20 protein-coding genes are annotated in these 24,808 nt (G+C 71.2%); 13 read left to right on the top strand and 7 right to left on the bottom strand.

The genetic code is table 11. The features are described from left to right. Positions 1–52: 52 nt before the first annotated feature. From ACVGV2_RS16950 to ACVGV2_RS16935, 4 genes are all read right to left on the bottom strand, one after another. Positions 53–394 carry a DUF202 domain-containing protein gene (locus ACVGV2_RS16950; RefSeq protein ID WP_459163341.1) on the bottom strand — a complete coding sequence of 114 codons (342 nt, stop codon included), beginning with the start codon at positions 392–394 and terminating at the stop codon, positions 53–55. 25 nt (positions 395–419) lie between these two features. Continuing rightward, positions 420–809 carry a YidH family protein gene (locus ACVGV2_RS16945; protein WP_459163340.1) on the bottom strand — a complete coding sequence of 130 codons (390 nt, stop codon included), beginning with the start codon at positions 807–809 and terminating at the stop codon, positions 420–422. A gap of 244 nt (positions 810–1,053) precedes the next feature. Next, positions 1,054–1,530, bottom strand: a complete 477-nt coding sequence (locus tag ACVGV2_RS16940) for an SSI family serine proteinase inhibitor (protein WP_459163339.1) — start codon at positions 1,528–1,530, stop codon at positions 1,054–1,056. 157 nt (positions 1,531–1,687) lie between these two features. Then, positions 1,688–2,605, bottom strand: a complete 918-nt coding sequence (locus ACVGV2_RS16935) for a MerR family transcriptional regulator (protein ID WP_459163338.1) — start codon at positions 2,603–2,605, stop codon at positions 1,688–1,690. 98 nt (positions 2,606–2,703) lie between these two features. Here ACVGV2_RS16935 and ACVGV2_RS16930 point away from each other — a divergent pair, with 98 nt between their 5' ends. The 3 genes from ACVGV2_RS16930 to ACVGV2_RS16920 all read left to right on the top strand — a co-directional run bounded on the left by ACVGV2_RS16930 (position 2,704) and on the right by ACVGV2_RS16920 (position 6,374). Continuing rightward, the gene (locus ACVGV2_RS16930) at positions 2,704–3,867 is read left to right on the top strand and encodes a CaiB/BaiF CoA transferase family protein (RefSeq protein WP_459163337.1); all 1,164 of its coding nucleotides are present in this window, start codon (positions 2,704–2,706) and stop codon (positions 3,865–3,867) included. 2 nt (positions 3,868–3,869) lie between these two features. Continuing rightward, the gene (locus ACVGV2_RS16925; RefSeq protein ID WP_459163336.1) at positions 3,870–5,012 is read left to right on the top strand and encodes an acyl-CoA dehydrogenase family protein; all 1,143 of its coding nucleotides are present in this window, start codon (positions 3,870–3,872) and stop codon (positions 5,010–5,012) included. A 174-nt stretch (positions 5,013–5,186) separates the two neighbouring features. Continuing rightward, complete coding sequence (locus ACVGV2_RS16920) at positions 5,187–6,374, top strand: alkaline phosphatase family protein (RefSeq protein ID WP_459163335.1); 1,188 nt, start codon at positions 5,187–5,189, stop codon at positions 6,372–6,374. Positions 6,375–6,472: 98 nt separating this feature from the next. Here ACVGV2_RS16920 and ACVGV2_RS16915 read toward each other — a convergent pair whose 3' ends face one another. After that, positions 6,473–7,438, bottom strand: coding sequence for a DUF2332 domain-containing protein (locus ACVGV2_RS16915; protein WP_459163334.1), 966 nt, complete (start codon positions 7,436–7,438; stop codon positions 6,473–6,475). A 280-nt stretch (positions 7,439–7,718) separates the two neighbouring features. Here ACVGV2_RS16915 and ACVGV2_RS16910 point away from each other — a divergent pair, with 280 nt between their 5' ends. The 5 genes from ACVGV2_RS16910 (at position 7,719) to ACVGV2_RS16890 (ending at position 15,875) form a co-directional block, all read left to right on the top strand. Then, positions 7,719–9,224, top strand: coding sequence for an FAD-linked oxidase C-terminal domain-containing protein (locus tag ACVGV2_RS16910; protein ID WP_459163333.1), 1,506 nt, complete (start codon positions 7,719–7,721; stop codon positions 9,222–9,224). Then, entirely contained in the window at positions 9,224–10,498 is a 1,275-nt protein-coding gene (locus ACVGV2_RS16905; protein WP_459163332.1) for an FAD-binding oxidoreductase, read from the top strand. The genes ACVGV2_RS16910 and ACVGV2_RS16905 overlap by 1 nt, the downstream gene beginning before the upstream one ends. Next, entirely contained in the window at positions 10,498–11,826 is a 1,329-nt protein-coding gene (locus tag ACVGV2_RS16900; protein ID WP_459163331.1) for a (Fe-S)-binding protein, read from the top strand. Before ACVGV2_RS16905 ends, ACVGV2_RS16900 begins: the two co-directional genes overlap by 1 nt. A gap of 555 nt (positions 11,827–12,381) precedes the next feature. Further along, entirely contained in the window at positions 12,382–13,596 is a 1,215-nt protein-coding gene (locus ACVGV2_RS16895; protein ID WP_459163330.1) for an acetyl-CoA C-acetyltransferase, read from the top strand. Between the two features lie 62 nt (positions 13,597–13,658). After that, positions 13,659–15,875, top strand: a complete 2,217-nt coding sequence (locus tag ACVGV2_RS16890; protein WP_459163329.1) for a 3-hydroxyacyl-CoA dehydrogenase NAD-binding domain-containing protein — start codon at positions 13,659–13,661, stop codon at positions 15,873–15,875. A gap of 58 nt (positions 15,876–15,933) precedes the next feature. On the opposite strand, the gene ACVGV2_RS16885 is transcribed toward ACVGV2_RS16890, so the two are convergent. Further along, on the bottom strand, positions 15,934–16,572 hold the full coding sequence (locus tag ACVGV2_RS16885) for a TetR/AcrR family transcriptional regulator (RefSeq protein ID WP_459163328.1): 639 nt from the start codon (positions 16,570–16,572) through the stop codon (positions 15,934–15,936). A gap of 79 nt (positions 16,573–16,651) precedes the next feature. Here ACVGV2_RS16885 and ACVGV2_RS16880 point away from each other — a divergent pair, with 79 nt between their 5' ends. The 5 genes from ACVGV2_RS16880 (at position 16,652) to ACVGV2_RS16860 (ending at position 23,435) form a co-directional block, all read left to right on the top strand. Then, the gene (locus ACVGV2_RS16880) at positions 16,652–18,148 is read left to right on the top strand and encodes a flavin-containing monooxygenase (protein ID WP_459163327.1); all 1,497 of its coding nucleotides are present in this window, start codon (positions 16,652–16,654) and stop codon (positions 18,146–18,148) included. 237 nt (positions 18,149–18,385) lie between these two features. Beyond that, positions 18,386–19,387: a DUF6319 family protein gene (locus ACVGV2_RS16875; RefSeq protein ID WP_459163326.1), complete on the top strand. Its 1,002-nt coding sequence runs from the start codon at positions 18,386–18,388 to the stop codon at positions 19,385–19,387. A gap of 101 nt (positions 19,388–19,488) precedes the next feature. Further along, positions 19,489–20,643, top strand: coding sequence for an MFS transporter (locus ACVGV2_RS16870; RefSeq protein WP_459163325.1), 1,155 nt, complete (start codon positions 19,489–19,491; stop codon positions 20,641–20,643). 58 nt (positions 20,644–20,701) lie between these two features. Then, positions 20,702–21,190: a hypothetical protein gene (locus tag ACVGV2_RS16865; RefSeq protein WP_459163324.1), complete on the top strand. Its 489-nt coding sequence runs from the start codon at positions 20,702–20,704 to the stop codon at positions 21,188–21,190. 151 nt (positions 21,191–21,341) lie between these two features. Then, positions 21,342–23,435: a transglycosylase domain-containing protein gene (locus ACVGV2_RS16860; protein ID WP_459163323.1), complete on the top strand. Its 2,094-nt coding sequence runs from the start codon at positions 21,342–21,344 to the stop codon at positions 23,433–23,435. Between the two features lie 236 nt (positions 23,436–23,671). Here ACVGV2_RS16860 and ACVGV2_RS16855 read toward each other — a convergent pair whose 3' ends face one another. Beyond that, a complete protein-coding gene (locus ACVGV2_RS16855) occupies positions 23,672–24,667 on the bottom strand; it encodes a CPBP family intramembrane glutamic endopeptidase (RefSeq protein WP_459163322.1) in 996 nt (331 codons plus the stop codon). Positions 24,668–24,808 lie beyond the last annotated feature (141 nt).

The following is a 24,808-nucleotide window of genomic DNA, read 5'->3' as shown; positions in this document are numbered from 1 at the left end:
AGCCGTTCCGACGACTCGCGATCAAGAGCCCGGTAGGACGCGGGAGCGCGTATCAGAGCACGATGTAGAGCAGGGCGGCGGCGCCGGCGAGCACGACCGCCGCGGACACCGCCGCGTGCAGCGCCGCACCGGGCAGCGGGCGGCCGGCGTGCAGCCGGCGTTCCTCCTGCAGGTTCCGCCGCCAGGTCAGCCACGTGCTGCCCACGGCCAGCGGTACGAGCACCACCGCGCAGACGGCCGCGGCGGCCGCGTTGTGCCAGGCGATCAGCCGCAGCAGCACGAGCGTGCCCACGGTGAACGCCAGGGTGGTGCGCAGCCAGGCCAGGGCGGTGCGTTCGGTCTGCAGCCCGGGGTCCCAGGGCCCGTGCGGGCGCGGCCCGTTCGTCCTCATCATCGTGCGTCCGTCCCGCCCCGGGGCCTCAAACGCCGGGCAGGAACATGAGCACGCACGCGAGGACGCCGGCGGCGACGAGGCCGTAGCCGAGCACGGGGCCGAGTCGCGGTGCGGGCAGGGTCCGTCCCGCGCGCAGCGCGCGTTCGGTGGCGAACCAGCGGTGGAACGCTCCGCCGGCACAGGCCGCGCCACCTGCCACGAGCAGCACCGCGAGGACCGTCCGCAGTGGACTCGCGGGCGAGTGCGGCACGACGTTGAGGGCTTCCACGCCGACTCCCGCCGCCATCAGTGCCAGCGCGGTGCGGATCCACGCGAGGAAGGTGCGCTCGTTGGCGAGGCTGAAGCGTGGGTCCGGGTCCTCGCCGCTGGCGTACAGGCGCTGCGGCCAGCGGTTGTCCTCGGATTCGGGGGGCATGTCGCCAGGTTAGCCGCTCGTTCGAGCGAAGGGGCGGGCCCAGGCGGACCTGGATGTTCCGGACCCAGCGGGCATCCGCCCGTGCCGGACGCTGTCCGCCGGGCTCGGCACCCGGGCGCCCAGCACCGCAGCGGGTGTACTGGGCGATGGCGCCAGGAGCGGGCTGGTGGCGGGACGGGCCGGTGGGCGGAGGCAGCCGGGACGTCCGGTACCGAGCCGGCGTCCCGGCGTGCGACGCGGGCGTTCAGAGCTGGAAGACCTGGCCGGTTTCGGCCTGCAACTGGCAGGAGTTCGAGTACTCCTGCTGGAAGCGCACCGGCTCGCCGCGCCAGTCACCGGTGGCCGTGGCGGTGACGGGGGCGTACTCCATGGTGCACCGCATGTCGTCGTTCTTGAGCGTGTCGAGCTTGCCGTTGGCGTTGGCCAGCGCGGCACATGCCTGTTCGGCAGCCGGGTGCGATCCACCGGCCGGGTCGCAGGTGAGCACCGCGGCGCTGCGGGCCGAGTTCTGCTGCTGCACGGTCAGCGTGAGCATGCTGCCGGCCGGCTCGGCCGCGGGTTCGGAGCGGACGGCGCTCGCAGCGCCGGGATTGCTCGCAGCATCGGGATTGCTCGCAGCGCCGGGGTTGCTCGCGAGTGCGGGGCTGCTCAGGACTACGGGGCTGAGCGCGAGGCCGGCCGCGGCGACCGAACCGAACACTGCCCGCCGGAAACTGTTCATATGCACACTTCTCCTGAAGGTAGTGGACTTCCACCATCTTCATCGGCGTGCGCGGTGTTGTGTATCGGTTATGCCCGAATTTAGCTTGATCGAGGTGTCGCGTCGGCGCGCTCGTGACGAGACGTAGCGATCAGCAGTGGCTGTTCCGCTCCGGTGATCACACTGTCGAGTGGTGTCCGTTGTGGTCTGCTCGCCCACCGGATGCCGTGCCGCCGTGTTCCTCCCCGCCGTGTTCGTCACCGCCGTGTTCGTCCCCGTCGGGGGACTCGTCACCGAGCGCGCCGTCACCGGGCTCGTCGGCGCCGATCCCGTCGTCACCGGCGGGTCCGTCCATTCGCGACACCTCTGGACCGTCCTGCACTTGCTGCCTGATCACGCGGTTGACCGCGCGCTGGAAACCGTCCATGAGCACCCGCAGCGTCAGCGGCCGCAGCTCGTCGGCCACCGCCTGCACCCGTGCGCGCTCCTCCTCGGGGCGCCCCCGCTGCCGGTACGGCCGCAGCACGTTCTCGGCGAAGAGCTCGCGCAGCTCCCCGGCGATCTGGCCGGTGTGCTGATCCACGATCTCCTTCGCGCGCACCAGCATGTCCTGCGGCAGGTCGAACTCCAGGATGCGCAGGCCGACGTCGAGCATGGCCGGGACCAGCAGCCGGATCCGCGCGGAGTCCTCGTCGAGGCGTTGCACGATCCCCAGCGCTACGAGCTGGTCGATGCGCGCTTCATCGAGGTGGCGGCCGGCCCGCTGGTCGAGCTCGTGGTGGTCGAGGTCCTCGGCCTGGTCGTCGGTCCACGGGGCGATCAGCGCGCGTTGCAGCGCCAGCTCGGCGGGGGATGCGTCCTCCGGGATGCGGTGCAACTGCCGCTCGATCGCTGCCAGGGTGAAGCCGAGCGCCTGCAGCTCCCGGATCAGGTCGAGCCGGGCGAGGTGCTCGCCCGAGTACACCCCGGTCCGTCCGCGCAGCCGCGGCGGCGGCAGCAGTCCGCGCGAGGAGTAGAAGCGGATCGTCCGCACTGTCACCCCGGCGCGGGCGGCCAATTCGTCGACGGTGAGCTCGTCGTCCGCAGTTCGGAGCATGGCCGCACGATACTCCTTGACCTCTGTGACACCAACGGTGTAACACTGAGCACGTCACGATATGCTGTAGGGTGCGTCACATCGGGTCATGCCCGGGAATGAGGTGGTCCGTGACCGAATCCTCGCAGGACACGCGCTCCACCGGGCCTCTTGCCGGGGTGCGCGTGGTCGAACTCGCCGGCATCGGGCCGGCGCCGTTCTGCGGCATGCTGCTGGCCGATCTCGGTGCCGACGTCGTGCGCGTCGACAGGCCGCAGAACGCCGGCAACCCGGCGGACACGCTCGACCGCGGCAAGCGCTCGCTGTCGGTCGACCTCAAGCACGCGGACGGCGCGGCGACCGTGCGCGGCCTTACCGCACGTGCCGACGTCCTGCTCGAAGGACTGCGCCCGGGAGTGACCGAACGGCTCGGCATCGGACCCGAGGACTGCTGGCGCGCCAACCCCGCGCTCGTGTACGGGCGGATGACCGGTTGGGGCCAGGAAGGCCCCCGGGCCGACCGGGCCGGGCACGACATCAACTACATCGCGCTGACGGGGATGCTGCACTCCATCGGCCGGGCCGGCGGCCCGCCGCAGGTGCCGGTGAACCTGCTCGGCGACTTCGGCGGCGGCGCCCTCTACCTCGCCGTGGGAGTGCTGTCCGCGCTGCTCGAAGCGCGCACCAGCGGACGCGGCCAGGTCGTCGACGCGGCCATCGTGGACGGTGCCAGCCACCTGGGCACCATGCTGTTCGGCATGCTCGGCGCCGGCCTGTGGACGACCGAGCGGGGGACCAACCTGCTCGACACCGGTGCGCCCTACTACGACGTCTACGAGACCGGCGACGGCGGCCACATGTCCGTCGGCGCGCTGGAACCGCAGTTCTACGCCGAACTCCTCGAACGGCTCGAGCTCACCGGCCGGCTGCCCGACCGCGACGACCCGGCCAACTGGCCCGAGATCCGGCGGGCGTTCCGCGAGGCCTTCAGCGCGCGCACCCGCGAGGAGTGGGAAGCGGTCTTCGCCGACTCCGACGCGTGCGTCGCGCCCGTGCTGTCCATGGCCGAAGCGGCCGAACACCCGCACATGGCCGCGCGGGCGACGCAGCCCGAGGTCGGCGGGGTCCGGCAACCCGCAGCCGCACCGCGGTTCGGTCGCACCCGGCCGCAACCGCCGCGGACACCTCCGCGAACCGGTGCGCACGCAGCCGAAGTCGCCCGCGACTGGGCGCTCGGCGACGACCTGCTCCAGTCCGAAGCCGTGGTGCGGAAGGAAGCCTGACGATGCGGCGAGAACTGTACGAAGCCGACCACGAAGCGTTCCGCGACACGGTGCGCACGTTCGTGGAGAAGGAGCTCGTGCCCCATGCCGAGCAGTGGGAGCAGGACGGCGTGGTCAGCCGTGACGCCTGGCTCGCCGCCGGGCGGCAGGGCCTGCTCGGGTTCGCGGCCGAGGAGCGGCACGGCGGTGCGGGAGTCGACGACTTCCGGTTCAACGCCGTCATCGCCGAGGAGCTCGTCGCCGCCGGGATCACGTCCTTCGGGGCAACCCTGCACAACGACATCATCGCCCCCTACCTGCTGAAGCTCGGCACCGAGGAGCAGAAGCAGCGGTGGCTGCCCGGGTTCTGCTCCGGCGAGACCATCAGCGCCATCGCGATGACCGAACCGGGCGCGGGCAGCGACCTGCAGGGCATCACCACCACGGCCGTGCTCGACGGTGACCACTACGTGCTCAACGGGCAGAAGACGTTCATCAGCAACGGCATCCTCGCCGACCTGGTGGTCGTCGTGGCGCGCACCGATCCCGACGCGGGACACGAGGGCATCAGCCTGCTCGTGGTCGAGCGCGGCATGGAAGGCTTCGAACGCGGCCGCAACCTCGAGAAGATCGGCCAGAAGGGGCAGGACACCGCCGAGCTGTTCTTCAACGACGTGCGCGTGCCCGCGGAGAACCTGCTCGGTCAGGAAGGGCAGGGCTTCGTCTACCTGATGGAGAACCTCCCGCAGGAACGGCTGTCCATCGGTGTGGCCAGCGCGGCCGCCGCCGAGCACATCCTCGACGAGACGACGCGGTACTGCCGGGAACGCACCGCCTTCGGCCGCCCCATCGGCAAGTTCCAGCACATCCGCTTCGAGCTCGCCGAGATGGCCACCGAGGTGCAGATCGGACGCACGTTCGCCGACCGGTGCGTGCAGGAGCACAACGCGGGCGAGCTGAACATCTCCGACGCGGCCATGGCCAAGTGGTGGTTGACCGAGATGAACAAGCGCGTCGTCGACCGGTGCCTGCAGCTGCACGGCGGTTACGGCTACATGGCCGAATTCCCCGTGGCCAAGGCCTACTTGGACTCGCGCATCCAGACGATCTACGGCGGGACGACGGAGATCATGAAGGAGATCATCGGCCGCTCACTCGGGATCTGAAGCCGTTTTCCGCCTTTTCGCCGCACTCGCCCCGTTCGGCCTGGTGCGCGGTTCGGCCCGGGGAACGGGTCGATCGGCCCTTCGACAGGCGCGTCCTTCCGGAGGGCTGGCCGCGTGCCCGGCCGTCGCGGGAGACTGGCGGGACCCGCCGGTGCAGCGATGGAAAGGCGCGCGATGAGCCGTTCGACGTCGTACCAACCAGACTGGGTCGTCCCGCCGGACCCGGGTGGACGCACGCTCGCCGCCGTGCTGCCGAGCCTGCTCGCGGCGATGGGCGTTGCCGGCCACACCGACACGATCGGGTTCCCGCAGTGCCGCAGCGCGATCGTGCTGCTCGTCGACGGCCTGGGCCAGCAGCTGCTGACCGAGCACGCCGCCGACGCGCCGTATCTGTCCACTCTGCCCACCGCGAGTCCGCTCACCGCGGGCTTTCCCACGACCACGGCCGCGAGCATCAGCTCGCTCGGAACCGGCCGGTGCGTCGGTGAGCACGGCATCGCCGGCTACTCCTTCGCCGCACCACCCGTCGGCGGGCTGCTGCACCCGTTGAGCTGGAGCACGCACGGCACGGTGCAGGACGGTGCGGGACAGCGCACCGGGATGCTGAGCACCTGGCCGCCGGAAGCGGCGCAGCCGCACCCCACGATCGCCGAGAGCCTGGGTGGTTCGGGCGTCGAGCTGCGCACGGTCGTACCCGCCGAGTTCGCCGGCACCGGACTGACCCGCGCCGCGCTGCGCGGGGCGCGGCTGCACGGGGTGCGCGCCCTCGGCGATCTCGCCGACGGGATGCTCGCCGCGGCGCACGCCGACGCGCCCACGCTGTGCTACGCCTACCACGCGCACGTCGATCTGCTGGGGCACGCGCACGGACCCGGTTCGGACCCGTGGCGGTTGCAGCTGTCCCAGGTCGACCACCTCGTGTCCACTGTGGCCGAACGCCTGCCACCCGGGGTGGCGTTGACCGTCGTGGCCGACCACGGGATGGTCGCAGTGGACCCGTCCCGGATGTTCGATGCGGACACCGACGCCGCGCTGTCCGCGGGCGTGCGCCAGGTGTCCGGCGAGGTCCGGGCCCGCTACGTCCACCCCGAGGCGGGCGCGGTCGATGACGTGGCCCAAGCCTGGCAGGGCGTGCTCGGCGACTGCGGGGTGGTGCTCACCCGCGAGCAGGCGGTCGACGAGGGGTGGTTCGGCCCGGTCGTCGACGACGAGGTGCTGCCCCGGATCGGCGAGGTCATCGCCGTGATGCACGAGTCGGGAGTCATCCGCTCCGCCGTGGAACCGGGGGAGTCGCGACTGCGCGGCCATCACGGCTCGGTGACCGCCGCCGAGCAGTGGGTCCCCGTGCTGCTCGGGCCGTGAGCTCGCCTTTCACCCGCCGGCGAGGTCGATGACGTGGCTGCCGTGGCCGCACGGATCGCGGGCGCCGTCGAGCAGCGCTGAACCGCTCCGCGCGGGGTCTATTCGCCGAGCCAGCGGATCCAGCTGCCGTGGCCGTCCACCTGCGCCAGCGGCCGGCCGTCGCGGGTGAGCGCGAAGTCCGCGCCGTCGTTCGGCGCCTCGGTGATCTCGTCCAGCACGGCCGGGGATTCGTTCGCGATCCAGCACGCCCCGAGCTCGCGCGCGGCCGCTGCGAAGACGCGTCTGCGCAACGGGCGGACGTAGGGCAGCACCGCGGTGTGGAACACGACGAGCGTGGCCTCCGGTGGAGCCGTGCGGGCGAGTCCGGCGAGGTCGTCCACCAGGTCGCCGCGGTGCACCGGTGGCGGATCGCGCCGGGCGACGGTCAGCGCGGCTTCCAGGCGCCGGGCCCGTTCCGGCTGCCCGGGCCAGACGAGCGCGCGGAGCCAGTCGGTGTCGGCGGCGGCGTCGACGTGCAGCGGGTGCTCGTCGATCCCGGCGCGCCACGTCACGCGGGGCTGGTGCGCGGGCAGCGGTACCGGTCCGTGCGGACGGCAGGCCAGCACGGGCGCTTCGGGCGTCGGTGGTTCGAGCCGGTGGCCCGCGTAGTCGTAGCCGTAGCGGTCCGGCAGCAGGGTCAGACCGGCGCTGGCGCCCACTTCGAGCAGCGCCAGCGGCTGCGGCAGCGCGGCGAGCACGGGCAGCAGCGCGGCGCAGCGCCCGGCCTCGTTGGTCTGCGTGCGGCGGGTGCGCAGCGCGTGCTCCAGTTCGGCGCCGCGCTCGTGCACGACCGTCCGCAGCTCGTCGAGGTCGGCGGGCAGGCCGGCGATCCAGCGCAGCGATGCGAAGAACAGCGTGGGCTGGCGCCGCTCGGGCGGCAGCCGGTGCAGGAAGGCGAGGACGTCGCGGTCCTCGGCGATGGCGCGCGCCCACTGCTCGTACAGCGGCGAGTGTCCGCGTGCCGCGTGCTCGGCGAAGCGGCGGTAGTTCTCCGCGGTGGATCGCCCGGTTTCGAGACCGATCATGCGCGTCTCCTTGTCCCTGCCCGCGATGGTGGCACGCTGGACCCGTACGCGGTGTGTTCGCGGACACGATCGGTCGGTGCCAGCGGTGTCGGTGCCGGCGGTGTCGGTGCCAGCGGTGCGGGCGGGCATGCGCGCGGACCGTGCCGGCGCGGAGGTGGACCGGTTCGCATCGCGCCCTCTTGTATCTATGTCGGCTACAACCTAGGGTTCAGGATCAAAGCTCGAAACTCGGTTTCCACTGACTGAAATTCGCTGAACGAAGCTCCTCCGGGAGGCGGTCATGTCGGCCAGCACGACGCACGAACCGGTCGAGCGTTCCGACGAACAACCGGACGTCGCGGACGCCGTCCGGCGGTTCCGCGCGCTCCTGCCGGAACGCTCGATCATCACCGACCCGCAACAGCTGCGGACCTACGAATGCGACGGCCTCGCGAGCTACCGTACGACCCCCGCCGTCGTGGTCCTGCCGGAAACGGCCGAGGAGATCAGCGCGATCGTGCGCACCTGCAACGAATGCGGCATCCCGTTCGTCGCCCGCGGCGCCGGGACCGGCCTGTCCGGCGGTGCGCTGCCGCACTCCTCCGGCGTGCTCGTGGTGACCTCGCGGATGCGGCGCATCCTCGACATCGACATCGCCAACGAACGCGCCGTCGTCGAACCCGGCGTGATCAACCTCGACGTGACCAAGGCCGTCTCCGGCGACGGCTACTACTTCGCTCCGGACCCCTCCAGCCAGCAGGTGTGCTCGGTCGGCGGCAACGTCGCGGAGAACTCCGGCGGTGCGCACTGCCTGAAGTACGGCTTCACCACCAACCACGTCCTCGCGCTGGAAGTGGTCACCCCGGACGGGCAGATCGTCGAGCTCGGCGGGCCCGCGCGCGAAGCCCCCGGCTACGACCTGCTCGGCGCGTTCATCGGCAGCGAGGGCACGCTCGGCGTCGTCACCAAGATCACCGTGCGGCTGCTGCGCGCCCCGGAGAGCGTGCAGACGCTGCTGGCCGGGTTCCCCTCCACCGACGAAGCCGGGGCCGCGGTCTCGGCGATCATCGCCGACGGCATCACCCCGGCCGCCATCGAGATGATGGACGCCCTGTCGATCGAAGCCGCCGAACAGGCCGTGGCCTGCGGTTACCCCAAAGGTGCCGGGGCCGTGCTGGTCGTCGAGCTCGACGGGCCCGCCGCCGAGGTGGAGCACGCCTTCCGCTTGACGAGCGAGCACTGCGAGGAGCGCGGCGCGTTCGAGGTGCGCGTCGCCGCCGACGAGGCCGAACGCGCCCGCATCTGGAAGGGGCGCAAGTCGGCCTTCGCCGCGGTGGGACGCATCAGCCCCGACTACATCGTGCAGGACGGGGTGATCCCGCGGACCGCGCTGCCCGAGGTGCTCGGCCGCATCGCGCGGCTGTCCGCGGAGAGCGGGGTGCGCGTCGCCAACGTCTTCCACGCCGGCGACGGCAACCTGCACCCGCTGGTGCTGTTCGACTCCGCCGAACCGGGCGCGACCGAACGGGCCGAGGAGGTCTCCGGGGCGATCCTCGACATCTGCGTCGACTACGGCGGATCGATCACCGGCGAGCACGGGGTGGGCGCGGACAAGGTCACCTACATGGGACGCATGTTCACCACCGCGGACATGGCCACGATGCAAGCGGTGCGCTGCGCGTTCGACCCGGCCGGGCTGTGCAACCCGGGCAAGGTGTTCCCCACGCCGCGGCTGTGCGGCGAGAAGCCCGGGCCGCAGCGCGGCGTGCATCCGTTGACCGAAGCGGGATTGGCGGACCTGTTCTGATGAGCACGACCACCTCGGACGCGGCAGGGACGGCGGACCGGGCCGAAGCGGCGCTGCGGGCCGCGCTCGGCGAGGACCGCGTGGTGGCGGCCGACGGGGCCGACGCCCGGCTCGGCGCGCGCTGGCGCGTGGCGGCCCGCAGCACCGACGAGGTCTCGACCGCCATGCGGGTCAGCACCGAGCACGGGCTCGCCGTGGTGGCCCGCGGCGGCGCGACGAAACCGGACTGGGCGGCGGCCCCGGAGCGCGTCGACGTGGTGCTCGACGTGGCCGGGAACAGCGGCGTCGTCGAGCACGCCGCCGGCGACCTCGTGGTGCGCGCCCGCGCCGGCACGCCGCTGGACGAGCTCAACGCCGAGCTGCGCCGGCACGGCCAGCAGCTCGCGGTCGACCACCCGCTGCCGGGCGCGACGCTCGGCGGGGTGGTCGCCACCGCCGAGTCCGGCCCGGTGCGGCACTACTTCGGTGGTGTGCGCGACCTGCTCATCGGCATCACCGCGGTGCTCGCCGACGGCACGGTGGCCACCTCGGGCGGCAAGGTCGTCAAGAACGTCGCCGGCTACGACCTCGGCAAGCTCTACACCGGCTCCTACGGCACGCTCGGCGTGATCACCGAGGTCGTCTTCCGGCTGCACCCGGTCAGCTCCGAGCACCGCTGGATCCTGTGCCCCGCGGAGACCCCGGAGCAGGCGGGGCGGATCGTCTCGGCCGTCCGCGGCAGCCAGGCCATGCCCACCGCGATCGAGGTCGACCGGCCCGAACCGGCCGGGCCGCTGGCGGTGTGCGCCGAGCTAGAAGGCCTGCCGGAGGTGACGCACCGCCGCGCGGAGGAGCTCGTCGACGCCCTCGGACTGGAGGCCGACATCCGCACCCGACCGCCGGAGTGGTGGGGGCGTTACCCGTTCGACGCGAGCGGCGGCACCGGGCTGCGCGCCGGCGTGCCCCCGGCCGAACTGCCCGGTCTGCTCGCTGCGGTGCAGGAGTCGGCGGCCGAGCACGGGCTCGCCGCCACCGCCCGCGGCGCAGCCGGTCTCGGCGTCGTCCACGTGGGACTGGACGGCGCGGCCGACCCCGACCGCGCGGCGGCCTTCATCGGCGATCTGCGCCGGCGCTGCACCTACGCGGTCGTGCTGCGCGCCCCGCGGGCCGTCCGCGCGGCCGAGGACGTGTGGGGGCCGGTCGACCCCGGGCTGCGCACGTTGCTGGCACGTACCAAGCACTACTTCGACCCGGACCGGCGCCTGGCACCCGGGCGGTTCGTAGGAGGGATCTGATGTCGCAGGAGACATCCGCGGACGCGGCCGGGACCGGCGCGTTCGACGAGCTGAACCCACCGCAGCAGGAGCTGATCAACGACTGCGTGCACTGCGGCTTCTGCCTGCCCGCCTGCCCGACGTACGAGCTGTGGGGCGAGGAGATGGACTCGCCGCGCGGGCGGATCGACCTCATGGCCCTGGGGCTGCAGGGCGAACCGCTCACCGACACGATGGTCGGGCACTTCGACAACTGCCTCGGCTGCATGGCCTGCGTCAGCGCCTGCCCGTCCGGGGTGCGCTACGGCGAGCTCCTCACCGACACGCGGGCCCAGGTGGAGCGCCACCACACCCGCAGCCGCTGGGAACGGCTGCTGCGCGGCACGATCTTCGCGCTGTTCCCGTACCCGCGGCGGCTGCGCGCCCTGCGCGCACCGCTGGCGCTGTACCAGCGCTCCCGGGTCGGACCGCTGCTGCGCAGGACCAAGCTGTGGCAGCGGGTCCCGGCGAGCCTGCGCACCATGGAGTCGCTGGTACCGCGGATCCGCCGGGCGGACCGGCTCGGCACGCGCCTGCCCGCGCGCGGTCGCCGGCGCGCGACCGTCGGCATGATCACCGGCTGCGTGCAGAGCGCGTTCTTCCCGGACGTGAACGCGGCCACGGCGCGGGTGCTGTCGGCGGAGGGCTGCGACGTGGTGATCCCGCCGTCGCAGGGCTGCTGCGGCGCGCTCAGCGAGCACTCCGGCCGTGCCGAGGAGGCCGCCGGCTTCGCGCGGCGCCTGCTGGACCTGTTCGAGCGGGCCGAGGTGGACTACGTGGTGATCAATTCGGCCGGTTGCGGTTCGACGCTCAAGGAGTACCCGCGGCTGCTGCGCGACGACGCCGAATACCAGCGGAAGGCGGAGCGCTTCGCCGCGCGTGTGCGCGATGTCAGCGAACTGCTCGCCGAGCTGCAACCGCGGGCCGCGCGGCATCCGATCGAGCTGGACGTGGCTTACCACGACGCCTGCCACCTCGCGCACGGCCAGGGCATCCGCTCGGCGCCGCGTGAGCTGCTGGCCGGCGTCCCCGGGCTGCGCCTGCGGGAGATCAACCGCGGCGAGCTGTGCTGCGGTTCGGCCGGTGTGTACAACCTGCTGCAGCCGGAAGCCGCTGCGGAGCTCGGCGACCGCAAGGCGCAGAACGTCCTGGACACCGGTGCCGACCTGCTGGTCAGCGCCAACCCGGGCTGTTCGATGCAGATCGGCACCGCGTTGCAGCAGCGGGGAGCGGAGCTGCCCATGGCGCACACGGTGCAGTTGCTCGACGCCTCGCTGCGCGGGGTCGACGTGCGGGAGCTGCTGCGCTAAGAGAGCCCGCGGATTGGCTGGCGTTGTGGGTCGGGTGGGAGAACCTCAGGCGCTGCCTCGCTCTGGGATCCCCGACATCGGGTAGCCACCTACACAACGTCGGGGCTGTCCTCGCGAGGCAACGCCTGAGAACCCCCGGCGGCTCGGCCTGCCTAGGTGGAAAAGGAAGCGGCTCCGCCGCTTACCTGACGAACCGGTGCGGCCAAGCAACCGACCGCCAATCCGTGCGGCCGCTAAGGAGTGTTTCAAATTGGTTTGCGTAGCGAGGCCGGTGGCGGAACCTCAGCGCTTCCCTGGACTGCGGGTGCCCCTCCTCATGTAGCCACCTACACAGCGTCGGGACCGTCCTCGCCAGGAAAACGCTGAGAACCCGCGGGCACTGTCGTTGCTCAGAGGGCGACAGAGCAAACGGCTGCACCGCTATGAAACAGGCCGTAGTCCGGCGGGTGCCGTGCGTTCTCGGGAGGGTGCGGCCACCTCGTCGCTATTGACGATGACAGTTCCGCTGTCTCACTCTGGGTGAAGCACTGCCGCGCGACGAGGAGGCCCGTGAACATGTCGGAGGCGTACGTCTACGAATCGATCCGCACGCCGCGAGGGCGCGGAAAGAAGGACGGATCGTTGCACGGGACCAAACCCATCAGTCTCGTGACGGGGCTCGTCGACGAACTGCGGCGGCGGCACCCGCAGGCCGATCCGGCGGAGATCGACGACCTCGTGCTCGGCGTGGTCTCCCCGCTCGGGGACCAGGGCGGGGACATCGCCAAGACGGCGGCCCTGGCGGCCGGTCTGCCGGAGACCGTCAGCGGCGTGCAGCTCAACCGCTTCTGCGCGTCCGGGCTGGAAGCGGTCAACACGGCCGCGCAGAAGATCCGCTCCGGCTGGGAGGACGCGGTCCTGGCCGGTGGTGTGGAGTCCATGTCCCGCGTCCCGCTCGGCTCCGACGGCGGCGCGTGGGCGATGGACCCGGAGACGAACTTCGCCACGTCCTTCGTGCCCCAGGGCATCGGCGCGGACCTGATCGCCACGCTGGAGGGCTTCGACCGCGGAACGGTGGACGCCTACGCCGCCGAGTCGCAGACCCGGGCGAGCAAGGCCTGGGCCGACGGGCGGTTCGCGCGTTCGGTCGTGCCCGTTCTCGACCGCAACGGGAACACGGTGCTCGACCGGGACGAGCACGTGCGCGCCGGCACCACCGCCGAGGCGCTCGGCGAGCTGAAGCCCTCCTTCGCCGAAATGGGCGAGGCAGGCGGTTTCGACGCGGTCGCCCAGCAGAAGTACCACTGGGTGGAGAGCATCGATCACGTGCACACGCCGGGCAACTCCTCCGGGATCGTCGACGGCGCCGCGCTCACGCTCGTCGGCAGCGAATCGTTCGGCTCGCGCCACGGGCTGCGCCCCCGCGCCCGCATCGTCGGCGCGGCGCTGAGCGGGTCCGACCCGACCATCATGCTCACCGGCCCCGGCCCCGCCGTGCGCAAGGCGCTGCGCACCGCGCAGCTGGGCATCGACGACATCGACCTGGTCGAGATCAACGAGGCGTTCGCCGCGGTGCCGCTGAAGTTCATGCGCGATTTCGGGGTCGGGCACGAGAAGGTCAACGTCAACGGCGGAGCGATCGCGATGGGGCATCCGCTCGGTGCCACCGGCGCGATGATCCTGGGCACGCTCATCGACGAACTGGAGCGGCGCGAACTGCGCCGCGGCCTGGCGACGCTCTGCATCGGCGGCGGCATGGGCATCGCGACCATCGTCGAACGCGTCGCCTGACACCGCGCACGCGCGCATCCGCAACACCCGCAACCCGGCTGACGAAGACTGAAGGGCAGCGCATGACCGAGGAGAGCACCATCCGATGGGAGTCCGACGGTGACGGCATCGTCGTGCTGACCCTGGATGACCCCCAGCAGCAGGCCAACACGATGAACGAGCGCTTCCTGCGCTCGTTGGAAGAGACCCTCGACCGGTTGGAGCAGCAGCGCGACCAGCTCACCGGTGTCGTGCTCACCTCGGCGAAGAAGACCTTTTTCGCCGGCGGTGACCTGCACGACCTCGTCCAGGCCCGCCCGGAGAACGCCGAGCGCGTCGCCGCGAGCTCCGCGCGGAGCAAGCGCCAGCTGCGCCGGCTGGAAACCCTCGGCGTGCCGGTGGCGGCCGCGATCGGCGGTGCCGCGCTCGGCGGCGGCCTGGAGATCGCCCTGGCGTGCCACCACCGGGTCGTTCTCGACCACCGCTCCGCCAAACTCGGATTCCCCGAGGTCACGCTCGGTCTGCTGCCGGGCGCCGGCGGCGTGGTCCGCAGCGTGCGGATGTTCGGCATCACCGACGCCCTGCTCAACCTCCTGCTGGAGGGCCAGCAGCTGAAGCCGGGCAAGGCCGCCGAACAGGGTCTGGTCGACGAACTCGTCGACTCGCCCGAGCAGCTGCTCGAGCGGGCCAAGGAGTGGATCGCCTCCGGCCCCGAGCCGACGCAGCCCTGGGACCGCAAGGGCTACAAGATCCCCGGGGGCACACCGGACAACCCCAAGTTCGCGGCGAACCTGCCGGCGTTCCCGGCGAACCTGCGCAAACAGCTCAAGGGCGCGCCGCTGCCGGCGCCGCACCACATCATGTGCGCGGCGGTCGAAGGCTCGCAGGTCGATGTGGACACCGCGTTCAAGATCGAGGAGGAGTACTTCATCGACCTCGCCTGCGGGCAGACGTCGAAGAACATGAGCAAGGCCTTCTTCTTCGATCTGCAGCAGATCAACGCCGGCGGCAGCAGGCCCGACGACCAGCCGCAGACGCGGGCGAGCAAGGTGGCCGTGCTCGGCGGCGGCATGATGGGCGCGGGCATCGCCCACGTGTGCGCCCGGGCGGGCATGGAGGTCGTCATCAAGGACGTCTCCGCCGAGGCCGCGGCCAAGGGCAAGACCTATTCGGAGCAGGTGCTCGACAAGGGCGTGTCCAAGGGCCGCGTCAGCGAGTCCGAGCGCGACGAGGTGCTGGCGCGCATCACGCCGACGGCCGAGGTCGAACCGGTGCGCGGGGCGGACCTGGTCATCGAAGCGGTCTTCGAGGACCCGGACGTGAAGCAGCGGGTCTACGCCGAGATCGAGGACGTCGTCGATCCGGACGCCCTGCTGTGCTCGAACACCTCCACGTTGCCGATCACCGGCCTGGCCGAGGGCGTGCGGCGCAGCGAGGACTTCATCGGCCTGCACTTCTTCTCCCCGGTGGACAAGATGCCGCTGGTGGAGATCATCCGCGGGCAGCGCACGAGCGACCGCGCGCTGGCGCGGGCGTTCGACGTGGTCCGGCAGATCAACAAGACGCCCATCGTGGTCAACGACAGCCGCGGTTTCTTCACCAGCCGCGTCATCGGCACGTTCCTCAACGAGGGCGTGGCCATGCTCAGCGAGGGCGTCCCGGCGCAGACGGTCGAGCAGGCCTCCGCGCAGGCCGGGTTCCCCGCGGGCGTGCTGCAGCTGTTCGACGAGCTGACGTTGACGCTGCCGCGCAAGATCCGCGAGGAGTCCAAGCGCGCGGTCGAGGCGGCCGGCGGCACGTGGACGCCGCACCCGGCCGACGCGGTGCTCGACCGGATGGTCGAGGAGTTCGAACGGCCCGGGCGCAGCGCGGGCGCCGGCTTCTACGAGTACGCCGACGGCAAGCGCACTCACCTGTGGCCCGGGCTGGCGGAGCACTTCGGCAAGTCCGGTGCGGACCCGGCCGCGGTGGACTTCACCGCGCTGACCGAGCGGATGCTGTTCATCGAGGCGCTGGAAACGGTGCGGTGCTTCGACGAGGGAGTCATCGAGACCGCGCCGGATGCCAACATCGGATCGATCTTCGGGATCGGGTTCCCGGCGTGGACCGGCGGCGTGGTGCAGTACATCAACGGCTACCCGGGCGGGCTGCCGGCGTTCGTCGCGCGCGCCCGCGAACTCGCCGCGCACCACGGGGAGCGGTTCAGCCCGCCGGCGAGTCTCGTGGCCAAGGCGGAATCCCGCGAACCGCTGGACGCGGGCGAGCCGGACTCGCAGGTCGTCGCCGCCACCTCGGCGTAGGCGGGCGCGCGGAGCGCGTGCGCGGAGGCGGCCGGGCCGTTCAGCTCGGCCGCCTCCGTCAGCTTTCCCGCACCTGGTCCGCTTCCGGCAGCAGGCTGGGGTGCAGCAGGTCCATCAGGTGCTGCGCGGCTTCTTCCGGGGCCACTTCCGGCCGGTGTTCGCGCCACAGCGCGAGGCGTTCGCAGGCCCCGATGATCGATTCGGCGTAGGCTTCCGCACGCAGCTCGCTGAGGTCGGGGCGCGTGGCCTGCAGCAGGCGGGCGGTGAAGTCCGTCTGCTGCGCGCGGATGGCTTCGAGTTCGGTGGTGACCGACGTGTCGGCCACGGCGGACTCGTTGCGCAGCAGCGCCCAGGCCTGCGCGTGGTCCTCGCCGAAGCGGAAGAACGCCAGCAGGCAGTCGTGCAGCAGCTGCTCGGGGTGCTGCGCGCCCTCGGCCGCGCGCGTGGTGGCGTCCAGCAGCTCCCGCTTGGCACGGTGCAGGCAGGCGATGAGCAGACCTTCCTTGGAACCGAAGTACTCGTAGAGCATCGGCTTGGACAGCCCCACGCGGTGGGCGATGTCGTCCATGGACGAGGCCTGGTAGCCCTCCGCCGCGAAGACCTCCTCCGCCACGGACAGGATCTGCTGTTCGCGCTCCGCACGGGTGTGGCGTTTGCGCGTGCCGTTCGTCGTCCCCGCTTGCTGCCGTATCACCACGGAACAAACCCTACCGCAAGTAACTTACTCGTAGTAGCCTACTGTGTGGTAGCGCCGGATGGCGGTGAGAGGAGGGCCGATGACGCGGCAGAACAGCTCGAGTCAGCACCGGTACGAGCACTCGGTGGTCATCGTGGGCACCGGGTTCTCCGGACTCGGTGCGGCGATCCGGCTCAAGCAGTCGGGCATCCACGACTTCGTCGTGCTGGAGAAGAGCGAGACCCTGGGCGGAACCTGGCGGGACAACGTCTACCCCGGCTGCGCCTGCGACGTGCCGTCGCTGATGTACTCCTTCTCGTTCGAGCAGAACCCCTCCTGGTCGCGGGCGTTCGCCACGCAGGACGAGATCTTCGACTACCTGCGCCACTGCGCCGACAAGTTCGGCGTGCACGAGCACATCCGCTACGGCGCCGAGTTCACCGGCGCGGAGTTCGACGAGTCCGCGCAGAAGTGGCACGTCGCCACTGCCGACGGCACCGAGCACGTCGGCCGCGCGCTGGTCTCCGGCGTGGGTGCCCTGCACATCCCCAAGTACCCCGAGGTCCCGGGGATCGAGCGGTTCACCGGCGAGGTGTTCCACTCCGCGCAGTGGAACCACGACTACGACCTGGCGGGCAAGCGCGTGGCCGTGCTCGGCACGGGCGCCAGCGCCATCCAGTTCGTGCCGCAGGTGGCCGAGGAGGCCGCGCAGGTGCACCTGTTCCAGCGCACCCCGCCGTGGATCCAGCCCAAACCGGACATGGAGATCCCGCCGAAGGTGCGCCGCTGGTTCCGCCGCGTCCCGGGTCTGCAGCGCGCGGCACGCTGGGCCCTGTACTGGGTGCTCGAGGCCCGCTACCTCGGCGTGTTCAACCGTCGGTTCCGCTGGGTCGCCGAGGCGATGGCGAAGCGCTACATCCGCAGGAGCATCTCCGACCCGGAGACGCGGAAGGCCGTCACGCCGGACTACGCGATCGGCTGCAAGCGCATCCTGCTCTCCAGCGACTTCTACCCGGCGCTGAACCGGGACAACGTCAACCTCATCACCGGCGGAGTGCGCGAAGTGCGGGAGAACTCGGTGGTCACCGGCGACGGAACCGAGCACGAGGTCGACGCGATCATCTACGGCACCGGCTTCCACGTCACCGACGCGTTCGACCACCTGTCCATCGTCGGCCGCGACGGGCGCAAACTCCAGGACGCCTGGCGCGACGGGATGAACGCGCACATGGGCATCACCGTCTCCGGGTTCCCCAACCTGTTCTTCCTGCTCGGGCCGAACACGGGACTGGGGCACAACTCGGTGGTGTTCATGATCGAGTCGCAGCTCAACTACGTGATGAGCTGCCTGCGCCCGATCTGCCGCGACGATGTCGGCTACATCGACGTGCGCCAGTCCGCGCAGGACGAGTTCAACGCGGAGATCCAGAACGACCCGTCCGCCGATGTCTGGGCCGCCGGGGGTTGCCAGAGCTGGTACCTGGACGAGAACGGCGTCAACCGCGCGCTGTGGCCCGGCTTCAGCTGGAAGTACTGGCTGCGCACGCGCAAGGCCGATCCCGCCGACTACGAGGTGGTCGCCCCGGCGAAGCGGTGATGCCGCGGCCCCGTCGTCTCCCGCGCGTCGCCCGTTCGGCGGGGCATCTCCGGGCGGGGACGCCTCGGTCGGGGATATTTCAGTGGGGACATCTCAGGTGGGAACACCTCAGGTGGGGACATCTCGGGCCGGGGACACGCGGCGGCGTGTCGGTGGCGGCCTGTCGACGAGATCGCACGCGCGTTCGATACTCTGTCCGCACACCGAGACGTACGCACCGGCGGGGACGGGGGTCTCATGGGGCGCGCACTTTCCGACGACGAGCTGGCCACCCTCCGTTCGGAGCTGGCCGCGGGCAACACGCCGACCGTCTGGTTCACCGGCGAGGCGGTGGGGGTCACCGAAGGACGTTCCGGCAAGGTCATGGATCTGGGCGAGCCCGCGGAGGGCGATTTCATCCAGGTTCGGCCTGCCGGTTCGAAGGACGTGCTGTCGTTCTCCGCGGGGGAGGTGACCACCGAACGGCCATCGCGCAAGCGTTCGGCGAACACCGGTGGTGACAGCGGCCGGAGCGGTTCCGCGGGCTCCTCCGGCTCCTCGGCGCCCGGGAAAGCGGCGAGCGCGGGACGTTCCGCCACCTCGAGCGGGACGCGCGGTTCCGGGGCGAGCGGTGCCGCCGGCGGAAAGGCCGCCGCCAGCGGGAGCGGTACCACCTCGGGCGGCGAGGCCTCGTCCGCGGACCGGAGCGCATCCGGCGGCGCGGCGCAGCGTTCCTCCGGCGGCGCGGCGAAACGCACCGCCCCAGTTTCGTCCGCCCCAGCTTCGTCCGGCCCAGCTTCGTCCGGCCCAGCTTCGTCCGGCCCGGCCTCGGCCGGGGCTTCTCCTGCCAGTTCGACCACCTCCGCCCGCTCCGGGCAGCGGACGGGCGCGCAGTCGAAGAGCTCGGCGGAGAAGTCCGGCGGGCAGGAACGCGGCGGCAGCGGCGGCGGCAGCGGCACCGGTTCCGGGCAGCGCCGCCAGCGCTCGACACCCGGCGCCGTCGTCACGCTCACCGCCGACGCCGAGGGGCAGTGGCACGTCGAGGTCACCAGCGGCAAGAAGCGCGTGCTGCGCGCCACGCCCGTGCCACCGTCCGCGGTGGCGCAGGCTGCGCACGCGCTGCACGACGACGTCGCCGCCGCCGTCGAACCCGTGCTCGAGGCGGCGCGGGAACGGCAGCGCGCTCGTGTCGAACAGCTCCAGCAGGAACTGGACAGCGCCCGCCGTCTCCTCGAAGATCTCGACGGGCAGCAGGGCTGACCCGAGCTGCGCGGTGCCGCGGCATCTGCGGCGGATGCGGCGAGACCCGCGCGGATGCGACGACACTCGCCCGGATGCTGGGACGGAGCAAAATCAGGCGCATGACCACACGCACATCGACCGCCCGCGCACTGCGGAGCCGCTCCTTCGGGGCGCTGCTCGTGGTGACCATCGGCGGTTTCGGCGGGTATGCGCTGCTGCTGTCGGTGGTGCCGCTGTGGGCGGTCACCGGAGGGGCGGGGGAGTTCGCCGCCGGTGCGACCAACGGCGTGTTCATGCTGATCACGGTGCTGACGCAGTTGTTCGTACCGTGGCTGCTGCGGCGCGTCGGGCACCGCGTCGTGCTCGCGGCGGGCACAGCGCTCATCGGGCTGCCCGCTCCGCTGTTCGCCTTCGCCGGTGAGCTGTGGTCGTTGCTGGTCGTCTCCGGGACGCGCGGGGTCGGTTTCGGCCTGCTCACCGTCGCCGGCAGCGCCCTCGTCGCCGAGATCGTCCCCGCCGCGGCGCGCGGGCGGGCCGCCGGGTCGTACGGCTTGGCCGTCGGCCTGCCCAACGTGGTGTTCCTGTCGCTGGGGGTGTGGCTGAGCCAACAGGTCGGTTTCACGTGGGTGTTCCTCGGCGCCGGCATCTTCCCGGTGGTGAGCACGCTCGCCGTGCTCGGCATCCGACCGGTGCGCACGGCCGGGGCGCGCAGCCGGACTCGGGGTGTGCCGGTGCAACTCGCACCGCCTTGGCTGGTGATGACCGTGGTCGCCACGACCGCGGGCGGACTGCTCGCGTTCGTGCCGATGGCCGTGGGCGGGTCGGTGGCTCCGGTGTCGCTGGCCGCGTTCGGTGCCGCCATGATGCTCGGCCGGTGGGCTGCCGGGCACATCGGCGACCGGTTCGGCACGCGTCGAGCGCAGGTGCCGTCGATCCTCGTGGCCGCGGTCGGTCTGGCGCTGTTCGCCGCGGGCAGCGCCGGTGCCGCTTCCTGGGCGGTGCTCGGAGCGGGCGTGTTCGGCGCCGGTTTCGGTGCGGTGCAGAACATCACCCTCGTGTTGATGTTCGAGCGCGCGCAGTCGGGCGCGGCCAGCGCGGTGTGGAACATCGCCTACGACGCGGGCAACGGCTTGGGCTCGGTGGGGTTCGGTGCGCTGCTCAGCGCTGTGAGCTATCCGTCCGCGTTCGGGTTGGCCGCGGCAGCGGTGGTGCTGTGCGCACCGGTGGCCCTGTTCGGGCGGGCGAGGTCCGCGCGGCGCAGCGCCACCGGCTGACCAGCTCAACCTGACCCTCGAACGCACACCACTGCGGAACGATCCCTAGACTCGGGGTGTGTTGCGGCGATTGCTGACCCCGCGGTGGCTCCTGGTGCACCTGCTGTTCCTCGCGGCCGTCGTCGTCACGATCTTCCTCGCCGTGTGGCAGTGGGACCGTGCGCACGCCGCCGGGGGCAGTTTCCAGAATCTCGGCTATGCCCTGCAGTGGCCGTTGTTCAGCGCGTTCACCCTGTTCTTCTGGTGGCGCGTCATCCGCATTTTCGGTTTCGGCGAGGGCGCGGAGGAGGAGCGTCCCGTGGCCGTGTCGGCGAGTTCCGCGCAGGCGCGTGCCGCGTCCGCGGCGGCGGCCGTTGGGCAGGACGATCCCGCAGCGCAGGCAGGCCCTGCTGGGCAGGGGGGTTCCGCTGAGCGGCGTCGCCGCCCCCTCGTGCCTCCGCCCGCGTCGCCGGTCGATCGGGAAGAGGACCCGGAACTGGCCGCGTACAACCAGTACCTGCGAGAACTGCACGAACAGGACGGACAGGCCGATAAGCACCGAACGTGATCGGCGCACTGCTTTCCGTGCAACGGCTGCGTCCCCCGCGTGTGATAAGAACGAAGGTGCTGGCTGATTCCCTTCAACGGACGGTGGGCGTGATCGCCAGATCCACCGTGAAGCCGGTCGGGTCAGAGGAAGCGGAACGATTGGGGCGGGCGTGCGCAGTGGCGTACTGCTGAAGATGTTCGGGCTCTGCGTGCTCGCGGGTGTGCTGGTCGCTTGTGTGGCGCTGCCCGGGGCGACGGCTGCCGGTTCGATGGTCAACCAGACCACCGACGCGATGGACGAGATGTCCACCTCGCTGGCGAACCGCGACATGCCGCAGGTTTCCACGGTCACGGACAAGGACGGCGAACCGATCGCGCACTTCTTCGACGACTACCGCGTCGACACCGAACCCGGTGAGGTCTCGGACACGATGAAGGCCGCGATCACCGCGATCGAGGACAAGCGGTTCTGGGACCACGACGGCGTGGACTGGCAGGGCACGATGCGTGCGCTGGCCACGAACGTGGCCACCGGCGGGACGACGCAGGGTGCTTCGACGATCACCCAGCAGTACGTGAAGAACTACCTGGTGCACGTGGTCGCGCAGAGCGACGCCCAAGCCGCCAAGGCGCAGGAGACCACCATCGCGCGCAAGCTCCGCGAAGCGAAGATCGCCGTGGAGCTGGAACGCTCGATGAGCAAGGAGGAGATCCTCACCGGGTACCTCAACGTCGTTCCGTTCGGCAACCAGACCTTCGGCGTCGGTGCCGCCGCGCGGACCTACTTCAACACGACGCCGGACAAACTCACCATCTCCCAGTCGGCCTTGCTGGCCGCGATCGTCAACCAGCCCGGCTCGCTCAACCCGCAGAGCAACCCCGAGGAGGCGCTCCAGCGCCGCAACCTCGTCATCGACCTGATGGCCGATCCGCACAACAACATCCGGATCACCGAGGAGGACGCGGAGCGCGCGAAGCAGGAGCCCCTCGGGATCGCGTCCCCGCTGGGGCGGCCGCCGAACGGCTGCGTCGGGCTCGGCAACGGCTCGACCGACGGGTTCTTCTGCAACTACGTCCTCGACTACCTCGAGCGGTTCGGCATCGACAAGAACGAGCTGGAAACCGGCGGTTACACGGTCCGCACCACGTTGGACCGCCAGACCAGCGATGCGACCAAGGAAGCCGCGGAGAGGCACGTGCCGACCCAGACCGACGGCATCGCCAACGCGATGGCCGCGGTCGAGCCGGGCCAGGGCAAGCACAAGGTCCGAGCTCTCGTCGCCAACCGCGACTACGGCAACGACGGGAGCAAGGGGCAGACGGCCTACGACATCGTCAGCCGCGTCCAACCGTTCGGGGCGGGGTCGATCTACAAGATCTTCACCGCGGCCGCTGCCATGGAGCAGGGGATGAGCGCCGAGGACGTCATCCCGGTGCCGCCCACGTACACCTCGCAGGTGTACAGGTCCGGGACGGCGCCGTACACGGTGGGCAACGCGGACGGAGTCGAGCCCGGCCCGCGCAGTCTGGGGGACGCGTTGGCGACCTCGCCGAACACGGCTTTCGTGGCGCTGCAGGAGAAAGCGGGCCTGGGAAACGTCGTGGACATGGCCTCGAAGCTCGGCATGCGCAAGAGCATGAACCAGGTCAACATGGCGGGGCAGACGCTCGAACCGGACGGTTCGAACGGGCCGTCGCAGGCGCAGAGCGTCAAGCAGAACAACAGCGGTGCGTTCACCCTCGGTTACACGCCGACGAGCGTGCTGGAGTTGTCGAACGTCGCCGCGACGATCATGAGCGACGGCGTGTTCTGCCCGCCGACGCCGCTGGAAGGGGTGCAGGACCGGCACGGCAATCCGGTGCCGATCGACGAACCCGACTGCGAGCAGGCGGTGTCCCCGCGCACGGCGCACGAGTTGCAGCAGGGCATGAGCAAGGACCACACGGAGGGCACGTCGCGCCAGGCGGCCGAGGCCGCGGGGTGGGACCGTCCGATGATCGGCAAGACCGGTACGACGCAGCAGCACCGCTCCGCGGCGTTCCTGGGCGCGAGCCCGCAGTTGGCCGGTGCGGTGCTGACCTACGCGGACGGCTCCTCACCGGAGGGCATCTGCGACGCGGGCGGCGATGCTCCGCCGTACCTGTGCGGGAGTGAAGGCAACATCTACGGCGGCAAGGTGCCGGCGCGCACCTGGTACGACGCGATGATGCCGGTCCACGAGGGCCTTCCGGCGGAACCCCTGCCGGGCGTGCAGCAGCAGTAACTGGCGGAGCGTGCAGCAGCTAGCAACCGGCGGAGCCCTGCCGGGCGTGCAGCAGTGGCCGGCGGGTCCGGCGAGGCGAACACCCCGGTCTGCCGACTCCGAAGCTGCAGCACTGCCCGCCCCAGCACGTGCTCACCCGAAGGCGTGGTGATCATTTGCCCCCTGTCGTGTGGGGACAGCTCACAATTTTCATGAAAATTGTGCTCCCTGGAATCGTTCCAGAAATGGTTTCGCGTCTACTGCCGCTTCTTGGTGCGGGTGCGGGCGCTGCTGGCGCGGGGGCCGGGGCCGGTGCCGCGGGAGATGCCCTCCTGCGTCACCGGGATGTGCACCGGCAGGCGCCCTCGCAGGACGAGCAGCCCGATGAGCGCCGCCAGCACGAGCCATCCGGTCCAGCCGAGCAGCCCCGTGGTCGCGTTGTTCACCGGGTGTCCGGCGGCGCTGAAAAGCACCCCCATGCCGGCAGCGGCGTTGATGAAGCCGTGCCCGATGGCGGGCGGCCACACGCTGCCCGAAGCCAGTCGCAGCCATCCGAGCAGCGTGCCGACCAGCACGCAGAAGCACATCATCATGATGATCGCCGCCACCGAGGGCACGGTCGGGTAGTTGTAGCCGAGCAGCAGCACCGGCGTGTGCCACAACCCCCACAGCACGCCGCTGACGAGGAACGCGCCCGGTTGGCCGAGCGGCAGCAGCTCCGGTAGCAGGTAGCCGCGCCAGCCGAGCTCCTCACCGAGCGCGGGCACCACGTTCAACCACCCCACGAGCACGATCTGGGCGAGTTGCACCAGCGCGAGCGTCTTCGGCGCGGTATCCGGGGCGTCCTCGCCGAGCACCACGGCCTGCTGCTGCTGCGCGAGTCCGGACAGCCCGAACCAGTCGGCCTGGTACACGCCAACCGCCCAGGCCAGGACCAGGGCGAGCAGCACCACCACCGGCGGGGCCAGCCAGGCCAGCAGCGCGTAACGCCACCACTTGCGGACCCCGCCGCCGCTGGTGATCCCGGTGCGGCGCCGCAGCGGCCCCGAGCCGGGGCTGATCCACTTGCTCACCACCAGCGCTGCCGCTGCGGGCGTGAACATCATCAGCGGCAGCAGCACGAGCGCGCCGGACCAGGACAGACCTTGCCCGCTCAGCCACAACGGAAGGGTGATCAGCCAAGCCGGGACGTAGGCGAGCAGGACGAACGCGACCGTTCCGCGGACGTCGACGCGCTGTTGTGCGGTGCGCATGGCGTCCATTCTGCCAACGCGTTCCGGCGCCGGACGGCTTCGCGCTCCGGGCGGCTCGCGTTCATCGATCGCACGGAGGGTTTTCGCGCCTCGCGGCGACACCCGGCGTTGCCGGGGCATCGGATGTTGCCGTGCCGCCCG

Source organism: Bounagaea algeriensis, from assembly GCF_054491375.1.
This window is presented reverse-complemented; position numbering and strand designations above follow the sequence as displayed.

What these genes read in the sequence shown, in the direction of transcription:
- ACVGV2_RS16950 (WP_459163341.1), bottom strand. Translation starts at nt 394, where the DNA reads ATGATGAGGACGAACGGGCCGCGCCCGCACGGGCCCTGGGACCCCGGG.
- ACVGV2_RS16945 (WP_459163340.1), bottom strand. Translation starts at nt 809, where the DNA reads ATGCCCCCCGAATCCGAGGACAACCGCTGGCCGCAGCGCCTGTACGCC.
- ACVGV2_RS16940 (WP_459163339.1), bottom strand. Translation starts at nt 1,530, where the DNA reads ATGAACAGTTTCCGGCGGGCAGTGTTCGGTTCGGTCGCCGCGGCCGGC.
- ACVGV2_RS16935 (WP_459163338.1), bottom strand. Translation starts at nt 2,605, where the DNA reads ATGCTCCGAACTGCGGACGACGAGCTCACCGTCGACGAATTGGCCGCC.
- ACVGV2_RS16930 (WP_459163337.1), top strand. Translation starts at nt 2,704, where the DNA reads ATGAGGTGGTCCGTGACCGAATCCTCGCAGGACACGCGCTCCACCGGG.
- ACVGV2_RS16925 (WP_459163336.1), top strand. Translation starts at nt 3,870, where the DNA reads ATGCGGCGAGAACTGTACGAAGCCGACCACGAAGCGTTCCGCGACACG.
- ACVGV2_RS16920 (WP_459163335.1), top strand. Translation starts at nt 5,187, where the DNA reads ATGAGCCGTTCGACGTCGTACCAACCAGACTGGGTCGTCCCGCCGGAC.
- ACVGV2_RS16915 (WP_459163334.1), bottom strand. Translation starts at nt 7,438, where the DNA reads ATGATCGGTCTCGAAACCGGGCGATCCACCGCGGAGAACTACCGCCGC.
- ACVGV2_RS16910 (WP_459163333.1), top strand. Translation starts at nt 7,719, where the DNA reads ATGTCGGCCAGCACGACGCACGAACCGGTCGAGCGTTCCGACGAACAA.
- ACVGV2_RS16905 (WP_459163332.1), top strand. Translation starts at nt 9,224, where the DNA reads ATGAGCACGACCACCTCGGACGCGGCAGGGACGGCGGACCGGGCCGAA.
- ACVGV2_RS16900 (WP_459163331.1), top strand. Translation starts at nt 10,498, where the DNA reads ATGTCGCAGGAGACATCCGCGGACGCGGCCGGGACCGGCGCGTTCGAC.
- ACVGV2_RS16895 (WP_459163330.1), top strand. Translation starts at nt 12,382, where the DNA reads ATGTCGGAGGCGTACGTCTACGAATCGATCCGCACGCCGCGAGGGCGC.
- ACVGV2_RS16890 (WP_459163329.1), top strand. Translation starts at nt 13,659, where the DNA reads ATGACCGAGGAGAGCACCATCCGATGGGAGTCCGACGGTGACGGCATC.
- ACVGV2_RS16880 (WP_459163327.1), top strand. Translation starts at nt 16,652, where the DNA reads ATGACGCGGCAGAACAGCTCGAGTCAGCACCGGTACGAGCACTCGGTG.
- ACVGV2_RS16875 (WP_459163326.1), top strand. Translation starts at nt 18,386, where the DNA reads ATGGGGCGCGCACTTTCCGACGACGAGCTGGCCACCCTCCGTTCGGAG.
- ACVGV2_RS16870 (WP_459163325.1), top strand. Translation starts at nt 19,489, where the DNA reads ATGACCACACGCACATCGACCGCCCGCGCACTGCGGAGCCGCTCCTTC.
- ACVGV2_RS16855 (WP_459163322.1), bottom strand. Translation starts at nt 24,667, where the DNA reads ATGCGCACCGCACAACAGCGCGTCGACGTCCGCGGAACGGTCGCGTTC.